Origin of the sequence: Megasphaera intestinihominis, from assembly GCF_040096415.1 — a bacterium.
Taxonomy (GTDB): Bacteria; Bacillota; Negativicutes; order Veillonellales; family Megasphaeraceae; genus Megasphaera; species Megasphaera intestinihominis.
Genome location: NZ_JBBMEU010000010.1, coordinates 1 through 20,166 on the forward strand (window position 1 = coordinate 1; position 20,166 = coordinate 20,166).

Sequence of the window (20,166 nt, forward strand, 5' to 3'; positions counted from 1 at the left end):
AGAACATCCAAACAGAATTATCAAAAGAGGACGTAGAAGCTAATTTCGACCAGCTCTTCTTGACGGCCGATTTTCCGAAACCGGCATTAGAAGAGCGCGTGGCCGTATTAGAAAACGCTATTGCGGAGATGACAAGTGAGGTGGTAAGCAATGGCTAAGTTTTGGGCACTCCAAGTGATTATGTGCCGTGTCACACTCGATAAAGTGCCGGCCAAATATCGCGATGCAGTTGTAAAAATCCTGCAAGACATGGACGCAGCATACAATTAGAATCGAGGCGCAAGATGAATGAAAATGAATTAGTAGCAAAGCTTGAAAGAATCGAGCGGCAGCTGACAAATCTCAACCGCGACGTTGTGATGGCTATCGAATCCGGGAAGTCCGCACATCACCGCATCGACGATTTAAAACATGACATTTGCTGGACCCTCGGCACAAGCGTAACCGTAGTTGGAATTTTTGCGTCTGTGCTTACGTCTGTATTGTCGCGTATGTAGTGATTGGAGATGAGACCATGAAAAATAAAATCGTGGCCATCGGCCAGTGGGGCCAGAAACACTGGCTTCAGCTCATCATCATCATGAGTATTTTGATGATGATTTTTTTATGCCTTGTCCTCTTTAGCTGGCTTTTCGGCTATTGGAGCAACGCACTGAGGGGGACGCACTTTGAATTGATGAGTTGTTGGAGCGGCGTGACGGCTGTCGGGGGTGGTATCGCTACCGTCGTCGGCCTTGGTAAAGCTTGCTGGACGAAATACGGCTATGACAGCCGTTTCAACTCCGCGCCACACGTAATGCCGGTACAACCGCAAAACGCGCCCACAGCGGCAAATAACGCAGAAAAAACGAAAGGATGATGACTATGTTAGGAGAATTAAGCGCACAGTACGAAAGCAACGGCGACCCGGCCTGCATCAGTGACGGCTACGGCGACCCCGGCGGTAAATCCTACGGGACGTATCAGTTCAGCTCCAATGCGGGCAGTCTGGGGCAGTTTGTCAGCTGGCTGAACAGCAACTATCCGCAATATGGGGAGCAGCTCAACGCATATCCGTTATGCAGTGACAGCTTTGATGAAGCATGGCGTAACACTGCCGCCAGCGACAGTGTTGGCTTTGCACAGGCACAACATGAGTACGTCAAGGCGGCGTACTACGACCCGGCTGTGCAGATTCTGGCAGACAGCTACTGGCACATCGAGAACCATCACGACGTTCTCCGGGACGTCGTATGGAGCCGTGCGGTACAGTATGGCGTCGGGAATATCCTCGACATGTGGACCGAAGCCGTTCACAGCATGTTCAACGCGCAGACCGGCAACTATGACGGCTATCCGAATTTGAGCTACATCGACTCCCCAGAATACGACTATGACTTCATCGTGGCCGTATACAGCGTATGCAAGACCCCGGAATGGAATAGTTCGTCGCTCCGGGACAGCTTGAACAACCGTTTCGACAGTGAAATGCATGATGCATTGTCGCGTTTATAGGAGGTGATCCATTTTGTATCTTCCGCAGCTGAAAGAGGAGGTTGATAAGATTGCCGAAAATAAAAAGACCCTTATTGTATCTTGCGTTGTCCTTGTCCTTGTGCTCGCCTTTGGCTGGCTTTTGTGCCGATACTACGACAGCCGCGCCCGTGAAGACAGTGCAGATGTCACTCGAACAGTACAATCAGTTAAAGACGACAATCAGAGAGCAAGAGAGAACATTGGTACAGCTACAGAACAGATTAGACAGGCTGGACAGCAACTCGACAGCCTTGCAGAATCAATTGACGCAAGCGAAAGAACAGTTGACGACAACAAGGCAGTCATTGACGACAGCCGACAGCTCATTGAGTCAAGCCAGCGAAGCCTTGAACAGGCAGAGTCAATCCTTAGCGACATTGACAGAGCAAATCAACTCCATGACTAAGAAGGAAGCCAGGCTGACCCGGCAACGGGATACGTGGGCCGTGGCGGCCGGTGTCCTTCTGATTGGCTGTATCGCGAAGTAGGGAGAGAATATGAGAAGACTGAACAAACATCAGACACAGTCCGTCGTCTTCTCATCCCTCGTCGGTGGTGTAAATGTATCGCAGGCCCCGGAACAAATCGACGCGTCGGATTTACAGATAGCGCAGAATTACATCTATTCGCGCGACAGTAAACGCCTGACGGGCCGTGATGGGCTGGGCCTGCTTTATACCATGGACGGGAACGAGAGCGTACGCGATATGTGGTATGACGTAGACACCAACTTATTACTGGTTTTCACGAACCATAATAAAGCCTATAAGTACATCATCGGCCATACCCCGGAATATATCGGCGACCTGGAAGGGGGCTACGACCCTGTTTGCGCGAAATTCATGGATAAGGTATGGATTGCCAGCGGCGGGAAACTCCAGTATTACGACTATACGCAGAACGGCCAGTTGACTGTAGTCCAGGATAGCCCGACGTGTAATATCGTATTCCAGCGTTTCTCCCGGATTGCGGTATCCATGGACGGCACGGACGGCTTCTATCTGTCCGGCGTGGGCGACGGGACAGACTGGGCCGAAGATACGAACCGGGCCGATAAGGAACAGTGGTTAGACGTCGGTTACGGCGACAGCGGCGATATAGCTGCTATCGTCCCTCTTGCAACCGATATTATTTTCATCAAGACCAACGGTAAAATTTATCAGCTGTCGGGGGATGCAGAACCTTCTAACTGGCAGGTAACGGAGATTGCCAATAATACCGACATTGCAGGCACGAGATGCGCCGTCAATATCGGCAGTTCCGTCATATTCCAGTCCATACGCGGCCTAAAGACCTTATCGGCCGTCATGGAATATGGGAACATCCAGTCGTCCGATATCGGCGACAAGTTCAACGCCTTATTGACGACGAACATGTATGAACCGCGGTTCTATCATCTGCAACGGCACTGTATGATACTCATTCGCCCGACGAGTGATTATAAGTACTTTGTGGCCTATAACTATCTCCTGGGCAGTGCTACCACACTCAAATTCAATGTGCCGATAGACAGTATCGTCGAAACGACGTCAAATGTTATCGTAGCCAGTGGCGGCAAGCTGTACGCCTGGGATTCGCAGTATCTCGATGACGACGGCCGGCCTATCGAGTACATCCTTAAGCCGAAAGCCACTATCAGCAGTGACCAGATGCTCCTAAAGAGCGTCGACACGAAGTTCACGGCCGATTATGCAGGCAAGGCGGAATTCATCGACGGTACCCTGAACGTGACAGTTCCCACGGCAGATCGCAATAAGTTCCGGTGCAACCACTCAACGGATTGCCTGGACATTACGATAAAGTCGAACGACCGGTTCACGGTAGACCATATTATTCTAGAAATTGCAGACCTTTAGGAGTGATAGAATGGAAAGCAAGGAATTAAGTGAATGGATAAGGATATACGAAGAAAAGACAGGCGATAAATTCCAGGCCCTGGCGGGATTCACTACGTGGTATCTGCCAGACCGGGGATTCTGCCAGTGGAAGCCCATGCCGGAAAACAAGGCTATCCTTTGCTGGAACCTTTGCAACGACGCTCATTTCTGGCGGGACGCCCTGGAATGTATGGGCCTTCAATTCGGCTACGACCGTATCATTACTATCTGCATCCTGCACATTAAGCCGTATATCCGTTTGTGGGGCTGGAAAATCATGCAGGACTTTGATACCAACGGCGTACACCGCTATATCTGCAAGGATAAGCAGGGGCGTGAAGTCGTCTGCACCCCGAAGGAAAACGACGACGGCACGATTGATTATTACGTTACCAATGAACTCAGACGGCCGTACAAGCCGTGGAAAAATGCGAATGAAAGGGAGTGATTGAATGGGGAAGAAAAGTAAGTCCAGCAGCTCGTCTCAGACCTACACCCCGTCGGCTGAAGAAAAAGCCCTGCAACAGCAGGCCCTGGAATACTCGAAATACGTCATGCCGAACGCGAAGAAGCTGAACGACACCGCCGCGAACCTGCTGCACGGCTCTTTGGGTGACACGCAGGTGGATTACAATGACCTCATGAACAATGCCCTGGACCAAATCAAATGGGGCCAGCAGGGCATCAGAGGGCTGGCACAAGGGCAGATACCGACAGCCTACCAGGACGCTATGGAAGCCAGTATCCAGAAAGGCGTGCAAGGCTCTATGGGCAACCTCTTGCAGGACATGGGCGCCCGTGGCGTGGTCAACAGCTCCGTCATGGATACCGGCCTTAGAGGTATCAGCGACAGTGCCAGCGACGCCATGGCACAGAATTGGCAGAATACGGTATCTCAGCTAGCCAATATCTACGGCCAGAACATCGACGCCGCAGGCCAGCCGATTGCCACGGCGGCGGCCGCACAGGAAGGCGCACAGCAACCGGCTATCAACCTTTGGAACGCCTCTTTGGGCCTCAATGGCTCGACAACGGGCGCATTGGGCGCACTGGCAGGCAAGGGCACGACGACCACAACGCAGAAGACCAGCGGCGGCGGCCTGTTCGGTGGTATCCTCGCCGGCCTTGCCAGTAACTCGGCTATCTTCTGTTTTGCACCGGAAACGAAAGTACGCCTGGCAGATGGGTCCGAAGTGCCGATTACCGACGTCAAAGTGGGCGACAAGGTACTTTGTCCGCATGAAGACGGTACAGAATCCGAAGAAACGGTCCTGCATACCATGGAACCGCACTATAACGACGTATGGAACCTCGTATGTAAAGACGGCGTAGATACCCATTATGTCATGGCGACAACGACACAGCCGCTCTTAACGGAGGACAAGGGATTCGTTGAAATCGGCAACATGACCCTGGGGACGAACCTCAAAGGCCGCGGAAAAGTCGTCAATATGGTTTACTCCGGTGAACGGAAAGTATATGATCTGCACGTTTCCGGGGACAACAACTACTATGCAGACGGCTTCATTGCCAAAGGCGGTAGTACCGACAACTGGGTAAAGGAGGATAACTAATGGCAACCAAATCGAAATACAACTATATCGAAGATAATATCAGCCAGAACTATGCGCCGCGGCAGTATTCTGCTCCGTTCACTACGCAGGCGTTGCCACAGCTGGCCTTTGCACAGTACGCGTCCCAGGACCCGCGCTTTGCCCTGGGGATGCTCATTGGCAATGCTGTCGGCGCGAACATTCTGAACCGCAAGCAGAAGGAAGCCGACCAGATGCTTTTCAGACAGGATAACCCGGTATCTATGCCGGATAACGTACCGCTGTATGATACCAGCTCGACCCCCGCCTTGGCAGATGGCAAGACCGCCGCCGTCGGTAATGCGTATAGCGGTTTTGGCGCGAACCCCTCGCAGGTGTCTGACAACTTCCTGGCGAACCTGCAAGGCGTAAACGGTCGCTTGAATTACAATACCGATACCGGCGCCATCAATTACCAGACGCCGACCTTCCTGCCGTCGATGTATGCGGCCAATAACCTTGGAAACTATTACCCCACGGCGACCGACGCCGACGGCAACATGATTGGCAATATCTCGTTCGCGGACTACCTCAACAACCAGAGTAAGGCGGGCCAGGGGCAGGGCCTCTTTGACTTCAATGCCTTGCAGAAAATGGCCGCTGACGACGCCGCAAAGAATCCGCAGGCGACCGTAGCGCAGAACATGGGCGTCCTGCCGACGGCCAATGTAGACGTTCCGTCTAAATCTGATAGCTACATCCCGGCCATTACAGGCCGGCTTGGCAACCCGATTAACGGCAGTCTGAGCATGAGCGGATTCAACTTCAACGGTAACGACCCGTACAGCAAGTTCTACAGTCTGAATTTAAAAAGCGGTGGTGACGTCGCCGACGCGTCGCCCGCTACAATCCCGTCGGCACAGACCACAGTACCCGGCATGATTGCACTGGGCAACGTGGATACCAGCAACGGCCTTCCGAAAGTGCGCGTGACCGAAATCGACGGTAAACACTACATCCTGCCAGCGACGGGGGCCGACGGGAAGACACTCGACGAAGACCAGACGGCGTACAACTTCTATGAAACCGGGAATACGTTGGGCGTGTTCGATAATCAGAAGGACGCGAAGAAGTACGCCGACCAAATCAATAAGGATGCAGGTGATAAGCCTGTACCGGCCGTCCATGCCATGGAAGCACAGCCCACAGATGAAGCCCCGATAAAGGATGTACAGCCTATCCAGCCCGTGGACAACCAGCCGATTAAGCCCATAGACAATCAGCCTATCAAGGCAGAACCGGCGCCGATACAGCCTGTAGAAGGACCGATTCAGCCCGTGGATGCTACGGCGCAGGCCAATGCACAGGCAACTACACAAACCCCACAGGCCAATGTCACAATCACGCCGGGCCAGCAGGCAAACGTTCCCCAGACCACAGCTGCACAGGCCGATACCGGCATATTCCCGAACGACCCGCAAAAGCTGATGGACCGCCTCTTTCCTGGCGAAACGCAGATTGACAATCCGCAATATAAGGAACTGCTTGACCAATACAACAAGGAAACTGACCCGACGAAGAAGCAGGCACTCATGGATAAGCTCAACAATACCCCGGCGTATATGCTCCGTAGCGATAATCCCTATTACATGGCCACTAAGACTTTGTATGATAATGAAAAGGACGCAAACAAGAAGAAGGAATGGCAGGCCGCATTGGATAACCTGCCACGGTATAATATCCGCCCGTTCGACCAGGTAGAGCAGAGCCTTGAAACGGATATGAGCGGCGGCCACCCGAAACACATTGACGCACAAAAGAACGAGTCTGACTTTGTCCATTGGGCCATCCAGCACGACATGCCGATTGATGTAGTGAACTCTACGCTCGAACAGTACAGACCGGTATGGCAGGCCGAAGAACAGCAGCATAACGACTATCAGACCAGCGCACTGTATCCTTTATATTACCAGGCAGCTATGAACGGCCAGTATGATACCGCCGCCACGATTGCCCAGAGCATGGCCCAGTATAATCCGCAGTTGTCGGCGCAGATGCTGGCAACCTTGCCGAACGGCTTGAACTACTACGCAACGGCCGATGCGAAAGAACGCGCGGCCACGGCACAGCAGAATAAAGTATATAACATGGGCTTGCAAAATAAATATACCCTTGGTCAAATCGTAACGCGCGGCAAGATTGCTGACAGTCAGTTGAAGGAACGGCTAAAACACGACACCTGGAAAACTAATGTAACTATCACCGAAAAAGCCCGCGAAAATGACAATAATAACCGAACGAAGTTCATAACCAGTAAATACGGTCCTAACGGATCCGGCAAAAGCGGCTCCGGCGGTGGTTCTGGAGATATTAAACTTTCAGATGCTAAGAGCGTCATTGAATTGCATAACAAATGGGTAAACGACCATAAGGAGGATGACGATTACCAGGAATCAAATAGCCCGTATTACAATGCATATCAAGATGCTATTCAAGTCATTAATAACAAATTCGGTGAAGGGCTAAAAGAACCGGATTCAGAAGAAAATGCTTGGCATAATGCCACGGCCCTTCTTGAACAAAATGCGAAGATGGGCAATAAGTATAGCATGTTTGAAATGGAAGATATCATTAAACAAAAATGTGGGGATTGGGCTGACCAAATCAACCAGATATTAGCAGACGGTGGAGGAGATATTTCCTTTGCTACCTATGGTTTGCACCCAGATTATGAATAGGAGGTAAATATGGCACTCAACTATCTTGATAAGGCAGCTTGGGACGCTGGCGTATATAAAGACAAAGGTAACGACGACGATACGCAACAGGATACTTCTTCTGAGGATTCCGGCTATTCGGCGTCTGGCATATTGAGCGCCGCCAAGAATTTCCTCGAACACCCCTTCCAGGGCATGGGTACTGTCATTGCACCTAATTATACCCCTCGCCCCCTCGACGACAGCGTGTACTCGGATATCCCGGGTACCCCTGTTGCCAGTGGGCAGTTCGGGAAACTCGAAGACGAAAGCGTCCGTGATGAACGCATGAAGGATTCTGCCGACTACATGGCGGCTAACTGGCCGCGTCTGTACGGCGGAGTCGTTGCGGCAGACGAAGGCCTGGCTAATGTTGTCGGCGGTATCCAGAACGCCGTCGGCGGTGGCAATGGTATCTTGACGAATGTACAGCGTGCCGAAGAAGGAATGCAGAACTATCGCGACCAGTGGAACAACGAATACGGCGACAGTTATTTCTTAAACCCGAATAAGTTCGCTACCGACGTTGGTTCCGGTATCGGCTCGACCGTGCCTATCATGGCATTGTCGGCCCTCATGCCGGGCGCCGCTGTTGCAGGTGGTACGCGTGCCTTGACGTCGGCTTTATCCCGTGCCGGGTTAGGACGCCTTGCCATGTCGGAAGCCGGGCAGGCCCTCATTGCGGATACCGTCCGTTCGCCTATCTCATCCCTGGCAGACTCCCTGTCTGAATACGGGACCGTCGTTAATGACATGATGCAGAACGGCATGAGCGAAGACGAAGCACGGCGCCGGGCTATCCCCATGTTCTTCAAGAACATGGCCCTCGATACCTTTACGGTACCTCTTGAATTAGGCGTCATGAAAGGCGGTAAGGGGATTGCGACCGGACTGTTAGGCCGTAGCGCCGAGGAAGGTATGGCAAAGAGCATCGCCAAAGGTGCGGCCCGTACGGGTATGCTGGCAGGGGCCAGCGGCCTTACGGAAGGCTACCAGGAAGGCGCACAGAACGCCCTGGAAAACGATGTGCAGGGCAAGCGTGATGGCGGATGGTATAACCCCTTGACCTGGACCAATGAGGATTGGGAATCGGCCCGCGGTGGTTTTGTCGGCGGCGCCTTGATGGGCGTCCCTGGCAACGTAGCGGCCGGATTCCATCCCGAAACCAGACAGGCCCCACTTAGTGCGGAATCCCAGGAACAGGCACAGAGCATCAAGGATACACTCAGCCACGGCAAACCGGCAGGCATGAGCAACGCGGCGTACAATGCCTATATCGAATTAGCCAATAGCGGGAACCCCGACCTCATCAAACAGGCCGCGTCGTCGCTTGAATCGTTCCCGCAATCGCAAGAAAGCTCCCAGGAAAGCACGGATGACGCCGCTACGGAAGCTTATAAGGATTATGAGGCCTACGACCAGAAGCAGAAAATCGAAAACTTCCTCGATAACAATACGGTTGAGCAAATCGGCGGCGAAAAGAATTTTAACTGGCTCATGGGGGTATTGCGCAACGGCACGCCGGAAGAGGTACAGCATGCGTATGATACCGTTATTGCGGCCGAAAAAGCCACGGCCGAACAGGAAGCCAAGAACCGCCCGGCAAGTGGCGGCGGAAGCATGTCGCCGAATACCGGCAACGCCATGGCCAATATTGTTATCCAGGCTGCTAATGATTCCGGCGTAGAACCACGTCTAGGCCTGGCTATTGCCGCCCGCGAAAGCGGCGGGGATGACGTCAATGCCATTTCCATGCCAGAACCGCATGATGGTGTTTATGGGGTCATGCAGGCCCAGGAGGAAACCGTTTCCAATATGGGCCTCGATTCCCAGTACCCCGACTGGAAGACGGACCCCTATCAGAACGCCATGGTAGGCATGGCAATCCTAAAGGCTAAAATAGATGGTGAAAACGGCGACGTATGGGCTGGCGTCCGCGATTACGACGGGGCCGGAGAAGAAGCGGAACAATATCGCCAGTTAGTCAAGAATAACTATGACAACATGGGCGATATTGGTGGCGGTGGTAGTGGTAATGTAGAGGCTCCCAGTGAAGCGTTCTATGATTTAAGCGAAGCCATGAACCCGCAGGTAGACGGCATGGATCCAAACACCATGGCGAAAATGAATCTCCTGGCCCACGACTTCTATCAGAAGTACGGCCATCGCCTGTTAGTTACGTCTTTGAAACGTAACGGTGACGGCTCTTCCTATCATGACGAAGGACACGCCTTTGACTTCTCGGACGACTTCCTGGAACAGAACCCGGACGCCCGTGACTGGCTCGTCCAGCAAGGGGAAAAGTACGGCCTCAAAGGGCTGGACGAATTCTCTCATCCTGTCGCAACGACTGACGGAGGTAACGTCCACTTTACCGACCATGGCGGACCTGCCCCTGGCGGTGCATCTAGTGGCGTATCGGGGAAAGTCACCAGCGATAACGGGCAGTTTGAACGTGAATTAGACCAGGCCGCGCAGGAAGCCAAGAGCGACATGGACAAGATTCAAGCCCAAAGCGACCAGGCCATGAATGAAATCATGAACGACGACTCCACCGAAAAGACGGCGCAGGACGCCCAGCAGGACGCAGAGGACGCCCAGAAGCAGGCCGAAGAAGGCCAGCAGAGCGTACAGGACGACGTCGTCCCGGACGTTGCCCAGACCATCCGTGACACCTCCAGTAACATTGACGAAATCAATGCCCTCGATGGCATGTTCACGAAGGATAGCAACGGCAACGATAAATTCATTGATACGCCCGAAAACCGCGACTTCATCAAGACGAACTACAAGGATGAAATCGCGAAGGCCGTAAACGACGCTATGAACAAGAAAAAAGCGCCGTCCGCTACACCTGTACCCAAAAGCCAGCAACAGACGCCACACGCCCGTTTAGGCCGTATTTTATCCACCTATGACCGTAAGGACCCGAAGTTCAAGGAATACATGAACACCTTCCGTAACGGCACGGAGCAAGAACAGCAGAAATTGGCCGACGATTTACAGACGACGCAGGAACTGGAACGGGCTAATTCCTTGAAGGGTAATCCGCTTACGACCCAGCAAGACCAGAACATACCTCAAAATGTACCTCAGCAGGCCGTAGAAGCTACCAAACAGCCAGAACAGGTAAATACACCCGTTCAGACTAAAGAAAGCCTTGAAACGCAAAAGAAGCGCAACGCCTATCTTACGAAGAAGCAGAAACTCATGGAACGGGTCCCGGCTGGCAGGACGGTCAAGGTACATGCCAGCACGAATGACGCCGGATTCGATGCGACGTATAAAATCGTCCCGGCCGGTGATATCACTGCCAGCCACGACATGAATTACGCCGTGAACGACCTCTACCCGGCAGAATATCAGCCGCGCGACCGTAACCGTCCTCAGATGCGCGGACAGGTGGAAAAGATGACGAAGGGCATGAAGCCGGAACTGCTGGCAGAAAGCCAGTTCGTCAACGAAGGCGCCCCCGTTATCAACAACAGCGGCGTCGTCCTTAACGGCAACGGCCGCGTCATGGCTGTCCAGAAGGCCTATAAAGGACTTACGGACGCACACAAGAAGAGTGCTAAGGCCTATAAGGACTATCTTGTTTCCATCGCTCCGTCGTTAGGGATTGCACCCGAAAAGGTACAGAGCATGGACCATCCTGTATTGGTACGGCAGGCGGCTGATAACGCCGATACCAATGCCATCATCAACAGCACCGAAGGCGGCGCGAAGTTGGGCGGCGCAGAACAGGCGAAGGCTGATGCGGATAGACTGAAACTGTCCACATTAGAACAATTCGTCGATAACGGCACGGGCGAATTCATGAACCCCTCGAACCGTGAATTCAGAAGGGCCGCCGCAAGTGATGTATTCAGCGATGCAGAAGGCAACTCCGTATTCAACGAAAAAGGCGATTTGTCGCCGACGGGGGCGTTTAGAATCCGCAACGCTATCTTTGCCAAGGCCTATAACGACAATTACCTCTTGACTCAGCTCAGCGAAGCGACGGATAATAACAGTAAGAACATTATGAACGCCATGATCGCCGCCGCGCCGGAAGTGGCGAAGGTCAACGAGGGTATCAAGAACGGGACTTTGTATCCCGACTATGATATTTCCGACGTCATCACAAAGACGGCAAAGACTATCATGTCGCTCCGTAATGAAGGAAAACCGCTGCCCTTCCACTTGCAGGAAACGGACCTGTTCTCGCAGGGGGGATTGGAAGCCGAACGACTCGTACTCGAATTCATCGAACGCAATAAATTCAAGAGCCGGACCATTGCCGATATGTACAAAGGGGCTTGCGACCGTATCTTTGCCATCGGTAGTCCGAAACAATCCAAGCTGTTCGACAGCAAGGAAGCGCCACGTATCAGCCTTGAAAACATCATCTCGAACGCCATCCAGGAGGTAGAACATGGACAATCGTTATTCGACACCACAGAAGAAAAGCCAGCCGAAAAAGCTGTATCCGAAGTATCAGATAATCGACAGGCCGAACCCGCCGGAAGTGGACGCGTACATCAACAAGAAGCTGGCAGAGTACAGAGCCAAGAAAAAGAAGGGAATGAAGTAGATGAAAAGAGCAAGCAAAGTGACTATGTCGACACCGAACCTCAGCAAACTGAAAGTAAAGACACGGAAGGTACCCATGCCGAAGAAGGTTCCCAAGGTGACGTACAAGAAGAAATAAGTAAATTCCATAATGTACTGGATGACGAAAAATCAACGCCTAAACAGGTTATAGACGCTTATAAAAGTGTCGTTGATAAAGTCATCGCAAGTGCCGACGGAAGCCGTAAAAACGCCAAAATGGGCGATAAAATCGTAACCGACGAATACCAGTCTTTGACTAATTCCAAGCATTGGAACGCATTCATGAACGAAGACGGCGGACGGAACTGGCATGAAGTTGCTACCATCAATGCCGACGCACATAGGGCACTGCACGCCATCATCAATACCGCAGGTGTAAAAGCCAAAGAAGCACCATCATCTCAAGGAATCTTACCTTATAAGCAGGCTGTCGATGACATTATGGATAGGCTGGACCATAAGAAGCTCACCCCGGCGCGGGCTATCAACAAGCTAAAAATTATTATGAAGGATGCTAATGCCGCTCGTTGGGGAGAATTTAAAGCCATGGAAGCCATCGAGTCGAAAGAAAAGTTATCGTTCGATGATTATAAAATGGCACTTGATTTAGCTAACGACGCCATGAAAAAAGCCAATGACATGCGCCTAGAAGCCAGCCGGAACCGCAAGGCCCGGAAGACGGCGAAAGAGCTTGAATCGGCCACAAAAGAAACGCAGAATGACGCGGATATTCGTTTTGGCACGGTGGACGACGCCGAAAAGGCTGTTATGGAAGCGTTTGGCGTAAAGCCACATAAGAAGCCTGCTGACACGCCTGCTATACCGCGCAAGGCCAGCACCAAGGACACACCGAAAAAGGCCGCCCAAAAGGCCGTTATCAAAGATGATACTAAAATCGAAAAGACGTTCCACCTGCTCGACGATAGCGACGAAGCTCTAGAAGCTGAAAAGAAAGCTATCCTTGAAGAATTATCCCATTTGAGTGTCAACCCGGCCTTCAATCCGGTACTTATGTATCACCTGCTCAAAGTCGGGGCCATCCACGTACAGCGCGGCTTGAATGAATTCGCTCATTGGGCGAAGGCTATGAAAGACACCCTGCCGCAAAGTGAACCGTTCTTACGTTCCGTATGGGATTCCTTACAGTCCATGCCGAACAATGCTAATCTCGATGAAAAGCAGTTGACGGCTGCTATCCGCTATGTTGGTTCCTTATACGACCACGGCATGACGGACAAAGTCGATTTACGCAAATCGTTCATCGCTACGTTAGGCGTGAAAAATGCAAAGTATTTCGATGCAGTGTATAATGCTGTTATGGAATATCCCAGCATTGAAGAGTTGAAAGGAGCGAATGTAAATGTTAATCGCAACGTTTCCGAACTGGCTGCACGATCTGGCGAAGGGACCAGTGAAAACGCAGTGGGGGAAAGTCGTGTTCAAGGCAGAACAGCCGTGCGCGGAAGCCGACAAGATACTGCACCGGCAGGAAAAGGACCCGAAGAACCGGGAATGGGCCATGATAGCGTTCCAGGTAGTAGCACCGCTACTGGCCGAACGGCTGGCAATCGCAGAGTACAAACTCAAGAATCCAAGGATAGCGCCGGAAGCACCGGAAGTGCTGAGTTACCAGGAAGCGTTAGAGCTGGCCTTGAGCGAGTTCCCGACGATGACCAAAGACGACCTGCTGAACTTGTTAGAGCTGCTCAAAACAGACCCCAGCATGAAGACCCTGTAGAGAAGGTCCAGGAAGAGCAGAAGGACAAGCACCTCAATGAAATCAAGAAGGCCCTGCCTATGCTCCTGCCTCAGCAGGCCGAAGACGTTTATATCGCTGAAAACCGTTTCAAGGAACATAGCGGCATGATGTTCACTAACGGCACCGGTACAGGTAAGACCTATACCGGGTTAGGTATCGTCAAGCGTTTCGTCGACGCCGACAAAAAGAATATCCTCATCATTGCACCGTCTGACGGTATCCTCAAGCAGTGGGAAGAAGCGGCGGCCAAGGATTTTGGTATCACTTTGACACGCCTCAACAGCACCAAGGATGCAGGTGAGGGAGCCGTTACAGCTACCTATGCCAACGTTGGGGCTAACCAGGCACTCGTCAACCGTGACTTTGACCTCGTCATTACCGACGAGTCTCACAACCTCATGGGGAGCGAATCGGCCACGCCGACAGATGCCTTGAAACTCGTTCGCGCCGTTACAGGGCATAAGGATGGGTTCCAGCGGTATCACCATGATAAGCACCCGGAAATCTCCAGCAAGCTTGATAAATTACACGAAGAAATAAAGAAGCTCCGCAAACGTGATAGTCAAAACGGCAAGGCATATAACGAAACCCACGACCCGTCGTTGGCTGATGAATCCCGTGGAATCCGCAACCAAATCGAAAAACTTGAAGAAGAACAAAGTAAATGGCACAAAAAATTAGAAGCATTTAAGGATGCTGATGAAAAGGCCTTTGCTGAAAAACAGCCTTCTAAGGCCCTGTTCTTGTCGGCAACGCCGTTCCAGTACGTGGCCGACCTCGATTATGCGAACGGGTATCTGTTCAACTACTCCGATTATGGCCCCATGGACGAACAGGGATACAACCGCGCTAACGGCCGGGAAATATTCTATATGGAAAATTTCGGCTATAAGATGCGCTATAATCGTCTGGAAAGACCAAGTGCCGACGTCGATACTGACTTGATGGAACGGGAATTCAACCGCAAGATGGTGGAATCTGGGGCTATGCATGGGCGCATGCTGTCGTCTGCCTATGACTATGACCGTGGCTTTATCCGCGTCGATGCAGGTATTGGCAAGAAAATAGATGAAGGCTTTGATTGGTTGCGGGACCAGCCTAAATATAGCGAATTAAGTGACTTCCTTAGAGGACGGTTCACGGGCCAGCAGAAATACTATTTGCTGGAGGCTATCAAGGCTAAACAGGCCATTCCGCTTATCAAAGAGTATCTCAAGGAAGGTAAGAAAGTCGTCATCTTCCACAACTTCAATAAAGGTGGTGCGGACAATCCCTTTGCAATTAGCAGGGCAGGCATGGACCACCTGGAACGTCTGGACAGCGAACTGGCTGATCGTATTCTTGAACAGTATCACGAATTCCAAGCAGAACGGCCGGACCTCGCCGACCTTGATTTAAACGACCTGGAATCGCCGATTGAAACACTTTCCAAGGCCTTTGGCGAAGAATTGGCCCTGTATAATGGTACACTCAGCAAGGGCGAACGGGAAAAGAATAGGAATGCGTTCAATAACGACGACAGTAAGACGAAAATTATCCTTGTACAGTCTGCCGCCGGACAAGCTGGCGTATCCCTGCATGATACGACAGGCAAGCACCAGCGCGCCCTTATCAATCTGGGACTGCCGACACGGCCAAGCGAAGCCATTCAGCAGGAAGGCCGTATCTACCGGGTAGGCAATAAATCCAACGCCATTTTCCGCTATCTCAATACAGGCACGTACATGGAACAGACGGCCTTTGCTACGAAGCTTGCAGAACGCGCCGGAACTGTTGAAAACATCGCATTAGGTGAAATGGCCCGCTCGTTGAAACAGGCCTATGTCGAAGCCTTTGAGGAATCGCAGGAAGGCGACGGCTGGAAGAAGTACCTGCCAGGAAGCAAGACGGAAGGCACGGGCGGCAAGGCCAATGACTACCAGCAGGAAAAGGCCACCGACTTTGACCGCGCCAAGGCTGTCTATTTCGGGAAACAGAAAAAGAACAGCCGCACCAAGTCGCAGGAAGGGCACGATTATTTCGCGACGCCCGAACCTATCGGCTATAAGATGGTCCAGTGGCTACAGTCCAAGCCCGGCCAGAGTCTGCTCGAACCGTCCGCCGGTGACGGTGCTATCGCTCGTTGGATGCCCGACAACACGTATAATACCGTGGTTGAACCGTCTAGGGATTTGACACCTAAACTCATGCGTAACGTCGCCGGGGCGAAAGTCGTCGAAAGCACCTTTGAAAACTTTGACCTTCATAACAAATTCGATGGTATTGCCATGAACCCGCCATTCGGTAAAGGTAAAGACAGGGGCGGAAAGTTGGCAATGGAACACGTTGCCAAGGCATACAAGCACTTGAAAGACGGCGGCCGCCTCATCGCAATCATCCCCGGCGGTCCGGCCTGCCAGAAGCGTTTCGACAAATGGTTCTACGGCGACCCAGAAGCCAAACGGAAGGAAGATAGAGGCATTGCCGACGGCGTGCTGATGGCTGACATTCATCTGCCGTCTGTCACCTTTGAGCGCGAGGGCACAAACGTCAATACCCGTATGGTAGTGATTGACAAGTATACCGACGAAGGGACACGGCAGATTGCAGAAGCCGAAGCAAGAGGCCGTATCGACATTGCCGCCGACGACGTGAACGAACTGTTCGACAGAATCGAAGGTATGGATATGCCGGAACGACTCGACATGTCGGACGAAAAGAAACAGGCCTCTATCCGTGAGGCTGGCCAGCAGCTGACCCGCTCCAAGGAAGACTTGAAAGTGGAAATCAAAGACGCGTTCCCGAACGCCAAAGGAATCAAGGACGAAGGCGACCGCATGACCTTCACTATGCCGAACGGTTCCCATATCGTCGTTGACGTGAAGAATGAAATCCTCTTGACGGACGAAGAACTGGCGCAGGCGAAGAAAGACCATCATATCGACGATAACGGCAACGTCGTCGTCGAAGGGTATGCACAGCTCCATGGCAAGGACGCCTATATGGCCCTCTCGCAGGGCAGCCGTGAAAACACGGGATTCCATGAAGCCTATCACCTCGCAGAAGGTGCCGTCTTGGCGGACCGTGAAAAAGCCGCTATTAAGAAGGCTATCCCCGACGCCGAAAAACGCGCCGACAAGTATGCCGAATGGGTAGAAGCCCGTAAACATGGCCGCGGCACGGCATGGGGCAAACTGTTCCAGAAAATCAAGGACTTTGCCGCAAAGATGAAGAAAATCTTCACAGGGACGGAAACCGTAAACAATATCTTTCGGCAGATTGAGTCCGGCCGCGTATGGGAACGTGAGGTCAATGAACAAAACACCAATAACATCAATGGGGAAAAATATTACTCTATTCGCAAGCAAGATGAAAAAATAAGCCGTGATGCAAAGAAAAAGCTTATGAAGCATGTTGAAATAGCTCAAAAGAAAGCGGATGAAAAAGATATCGGTGTTCATCGAACCTTCTTGCAGTCTCCGTCGAGGATTGCAGAGAAGAAGAAATATTTCCGGCCTTTCTTTAAAATGGCAGACGATGCCATGAATCTCCTCACTAAATTACGTGCGGATTACCAACGGCATTTAGATTCTGCATTGAATTTAAGTAAGAAAGACAAGGCTTCCTTGCAGGAATTATTGTGGGCCGGTGATATGGAAGGGAAGGAATATACGCGCGAGGAACTTCGTGAACAAGGATATAATGAACAAGTAATTGATAGTTATTGGAAAATTCGCAATCTCTTCCGTAAGGCTTATAACCAACTCAATGAAACCAGGAAACAGGCCAAGACAAAGACGGGCCATTTTTCTGGACGTAAGCTAGATGAATTACGGCATAACAAATTCGTTGAAATACTCCGTGAAACAGAACAGGATGATGGTAGTACCCTTGTTTCGTATAAAGAGTATGGTAATTGGCAATCCCATTATTTAGTCAATGAAGATGAATTGAAGGCATTGGAAAACGATGACAATATTCAAATCCTGGAAAAAATACCTACCACAGAAGGACCTATGGACGGGCAAAAACATTGGAAAGTAACGACTCGTGAAGGCGTCCCGGATATTCATGACCGTAAAGGCTATGTTCCTCATTTCTTCCATGAATACATGGTAAGGTTTGTAGATAGTCATGGTAAAGCTACCGTCATTTCTAGCGGGCGTACTATTCGTGAAGCTACAAAAAATGCTATCAAATGGCAAGCTGAAAACGAAGAGATGCTCAAAAAAAGAAATGAGGGAGATTGGAAGATAACAATAGCCCCGAAAGTATTTGATTTTGGAGAAATCGGGCTGGATGAAAGCCAATATGTAACTACCGTCGGCGATAAAGATTTTTATCGGATGGAAAAAAGGATAGCCGATAAGCATAGCTTGACATTGCATGAAGCAAAGGAAATGCTTGATGGAATGGTCAGGAAAAAAGGGCGGCATCGTTTCTTTGGCAACTTCCTGCGCCGGACTGGGGCGGATGGTTATGAACAGGAAATTGAATGGGTATTGCGACATTATTTCAACAGCACATCCCGATATGTAGCTATGGAAAGTAAATTTAAACCGCAAGCAATCTCCTTGTTTGAACGCCTTTTTGGTCGATTTGACAATGAATACCACGGATTGCCGAATTATATCAAAGAATATATCAACGATATTAACGGTAATCCGTCTACACTTGAAAAGCAGCTGAATGATTTGCTGAACGCTATCCCGGCTATAGGTAAGTGGGTCAATGCACATGTTGGCGATCGAGCTGCGGTATCCCTTGCAAATTCCATCACCAATAAAATTTCCATCGCAAAACTTGGGTTCCTCAATGTGTCGTCTGCAATGCTGAATATTTTGCAGATTGCCAACGCCGCAGCGTATACTGGCAATATATCGACATTGTGGAAGGCATTGTTGAAAGGGGCACATCGGAAATATAGTTTGCATGATTTAAAGATACTTCGCGAAACCAATGTATTAAACGACATTGGCCTTGATAGTGGAGCTGGGTACGGTAAATTCTCCGCAGGTAAATGGGCCAACAGAGGAATGATTCTTTTTAAAGAGTCGGAGGGTATTGTTCGTCGCGGTGTAACATTGGCAGCTTATGAAGCGGGGCGCAAACGTGGCATGAGTCATGAAGAAGCTATTCGATACGCGAAAGACGTAAATCGTAAATCCAACTTCGACTATGGGGTTCATGATGCACCTGGTATTTTCCGTCGCGGTTCGATATTCTCGCAGATATTCTTGCAATTCAAAAAGTATCCTATCAAACAATTAGAAGCGATGAAAGATTTTCTCCCATTCTTTGGCAAGGGAACCACTAAAAAGCAAAAAGCTATTTTCTGGGGAACCTATTTTGCTATGGCTGGTTTATTCCAGATTCCATTTGCAAATATTCTGGGGTTACTCATTATGGGTATCACTGGTGATGATCCGGAAAAAGAAGCCGAGAAGAGTTTGATTGAACTTGCTGAAAATTATCCATCACTTAAACCACTTGCGAAGATAGGTATGTATGGAATTGGCACGTTCGCAAACATCGACATTACAAGCCGCGTTGGTATTGGAGATGCAGTGCCAGATGACTTACAAAGTATTTTCGGCCCTGCCGCTAGCACCTTGTTTAATGTCGCCAAAAGCGCATACGGCGGCGATAATTGGACAAAGCAAGTACGTAATATATCACCTGGGATGGGAAACTTATTGATGGCCGCACAAGGCAATTCTGTTGGTAAACGCGGACGCGTAACCCAAGAATACACGACGCCATATCAGCGATTGCTTCGTGGAATGGGCTTCCAATCTACGGATGAAAGCGACTCCTATTTAATTCAATCAATCTTGTCTTCCGAAAAGAAAAAGGCAAGCAGTAAAAAGCAACAGCTCATTGATGAATATATCGCAAATCCGACCGGAGAAAATGCGCGTAAATTAAAGAGCGCTGGTATCAAGCCTTCTACTGTAAAAGCAGAGCAGAAAAAGAAACAGCTCGATACCCAAGGAAGAACAGAGTCAAGCATGAACAAAAACGACAAGAAGCAATACAAGTATTTGCTTGACTGGTAAAAGGAACAGCCTGCTATCCATCACGGACGGCAGGCTGTTTTCCATTTACGGCTCGTCAAAAAATCGTCAAAAATAAATGTTACAATGTGATACAAC

9 protein-coding genes are annotated in these 20,166 nt (G+C 50.7%); all 9 read left to right on the forward strand.

From position 1 onward, the window contains the following. Positions 1-284 precede the first annotated feature (284 nt). The 9 genes from WMO23_RS02745 (at position 285) to WMO23_RS02785 (ending at position 20,070) form a co-directional block, all read left to right on the forward strand. A complete protein-coding gene (locus WMO23_RS02745; RefSeq protein WP_349173204.1) occupies positions 285-497 on the forward strand; it encodes a hypothetical protein in 213 nt (70 codons plus the stop codon). 17 nt (positions 498-514) lie between these two features. Further along, positions 515-859, forward strand: a complete 345-nt coding sequence (locus WMO23_RS02750) for a hypothetical protein (RefSeq protein ID WP_349173206.1) — start codon at positions 515-517, stop codon at positions 857-859. 5 nt (positions 860-864) lie between these two features. Beyond that, entirely contained in the window at positions 865-1,494 is a 630-nt protein-coding gene (locus WMO23_RS02755; protein ID WP_349173208.1) for a VgrG-related protein, read from the forward strand. Between the two features lie 13 nt (positions 1,495-1,507). Then, entirely contained in the window at positions 1,508-1,921 is a 414-nt protein-coding gene (locus tag WMO23_RS02760) for a hypothetical protein (protein WP_349173209.1), read from the forward strand. A 91-nt stretch (positions 1,922-2,012) separates the two neighbouring features. Next, a complete protein-coding gene (locus tag WMO23_RS02765; protein WP_349173211.1) occupies positions 2,013-3,371 on the forward strand; it encodes a hypothetical protein in 1,359 nt (452 codons plus the stop codon). Positions 3,372-3,381: 10 nt separating this feature from the next. After that, positions 3,382-3,840, forward strand: a complete 459-nt coding sequence (locus WMO23_RS02770; protein WP_349173213.1) for a hypothetical protein — start codon at positions 3,382-3,384, stop codon at positions 3,838-3,840. A 4-nt stretch (positions 3,841-3,844) separates the two neighbouring features. After that, positions 3,845-4,966: a Hint domain-containing protein gene (locus WMO23_RS02775; protein ID WP_349173214.1), complete on the forward strand. Its 1,122-nt coding sequence runs from the start codon at positions 3,845-3,847 to the stop codon at positions 4,964-4,966. After that, positions 4,966-7,662, forward strand: a complete 2,697-nt coding sequence (locus WMO23_RS02780; protein ID WP_349173216.1) for a hypothetical protein — start codon at positions 4,966-4,968, stop codon at positions 7,660-7,662. The genes WMO23_RS02775 and WMO23_RS02780 overlap by 1 nt, the downstream gene beginning before the upstream one ends. A 9-nt stretch (positions 7,663-7,671) precedes the next feature. After that, positions 7,672-20,070, forward strand: a complete 12,399-nt coding sequence (locus WMO23_RS02785) for a DEAD/DEAH box helicase family protein (protein WP_349173217.1) — start codon at positions 7,672-7,674, stop codon at positions 20,068-20,070. The last annotated feature ends 96 nt before the right edge of the window (positions 20,071-20,166 follow it).

Excerpts from the sequence above, each read along its gene's own strand:
- WMO23_RS02745 (WP_349173204.1), top strand. The coding sequence starts at position 285 with ATGAATGAAAATGAATTAGTAGCAAAGCTTGAAAGAATCGAGCGGCAG.
- WMO23_RS02750 (WP_349173206.1), top strand. The coding sequence starts at position 515 with ATGAAAAATAAAATCGTGGCCATCGGCCAGTGGGGCCAGAAACACTGG.
- WMO23_RS02755 (WP_349173208.1), top strand. The coding sequence starts at position 865 with ATGTTAGGAGAATTAAGCGCACAGTACGAAAGCAACGGCGACCCGGCC.
- WMO23_RS02765 (WP_349173211.1), top strand. The coding sequence starts at position 2,013 with ATGAGAAGACTGAACAAACATCAGACACAGTCCGTCGTCTTCTCATCC.
- WMO23_RS02770 (WP_349173213.1), top strand. The coding sequence starts at position 3,382 with ATGGAAAGCAAGGAATTAAGTGAATGGATAAGGATATACGAAGAAAAG.
- WMO23_RS02775 (WP_349173214.1), top strand. The coding sequence starts at position 3,845 with ATGGGGAAGAAAAGTAAGTCCAGCAGCTCGTCTCAGACCTACACCCCG.
- WMO23_RS02780 (WP_349173216.1), top strand. The coding sequence starts at position 4,966 with ATGGCAACCAAATCGAAATACAACTATATCGAAGATAATATCAGCCAG.
- WMO23_RS02785 (WP_349173217.1), top strand. The coding sequence starts at position 7,672 with ATGGCACTCAACTATCTTGATAAGGCAGCTTGGGACGCTGGCGTATAT.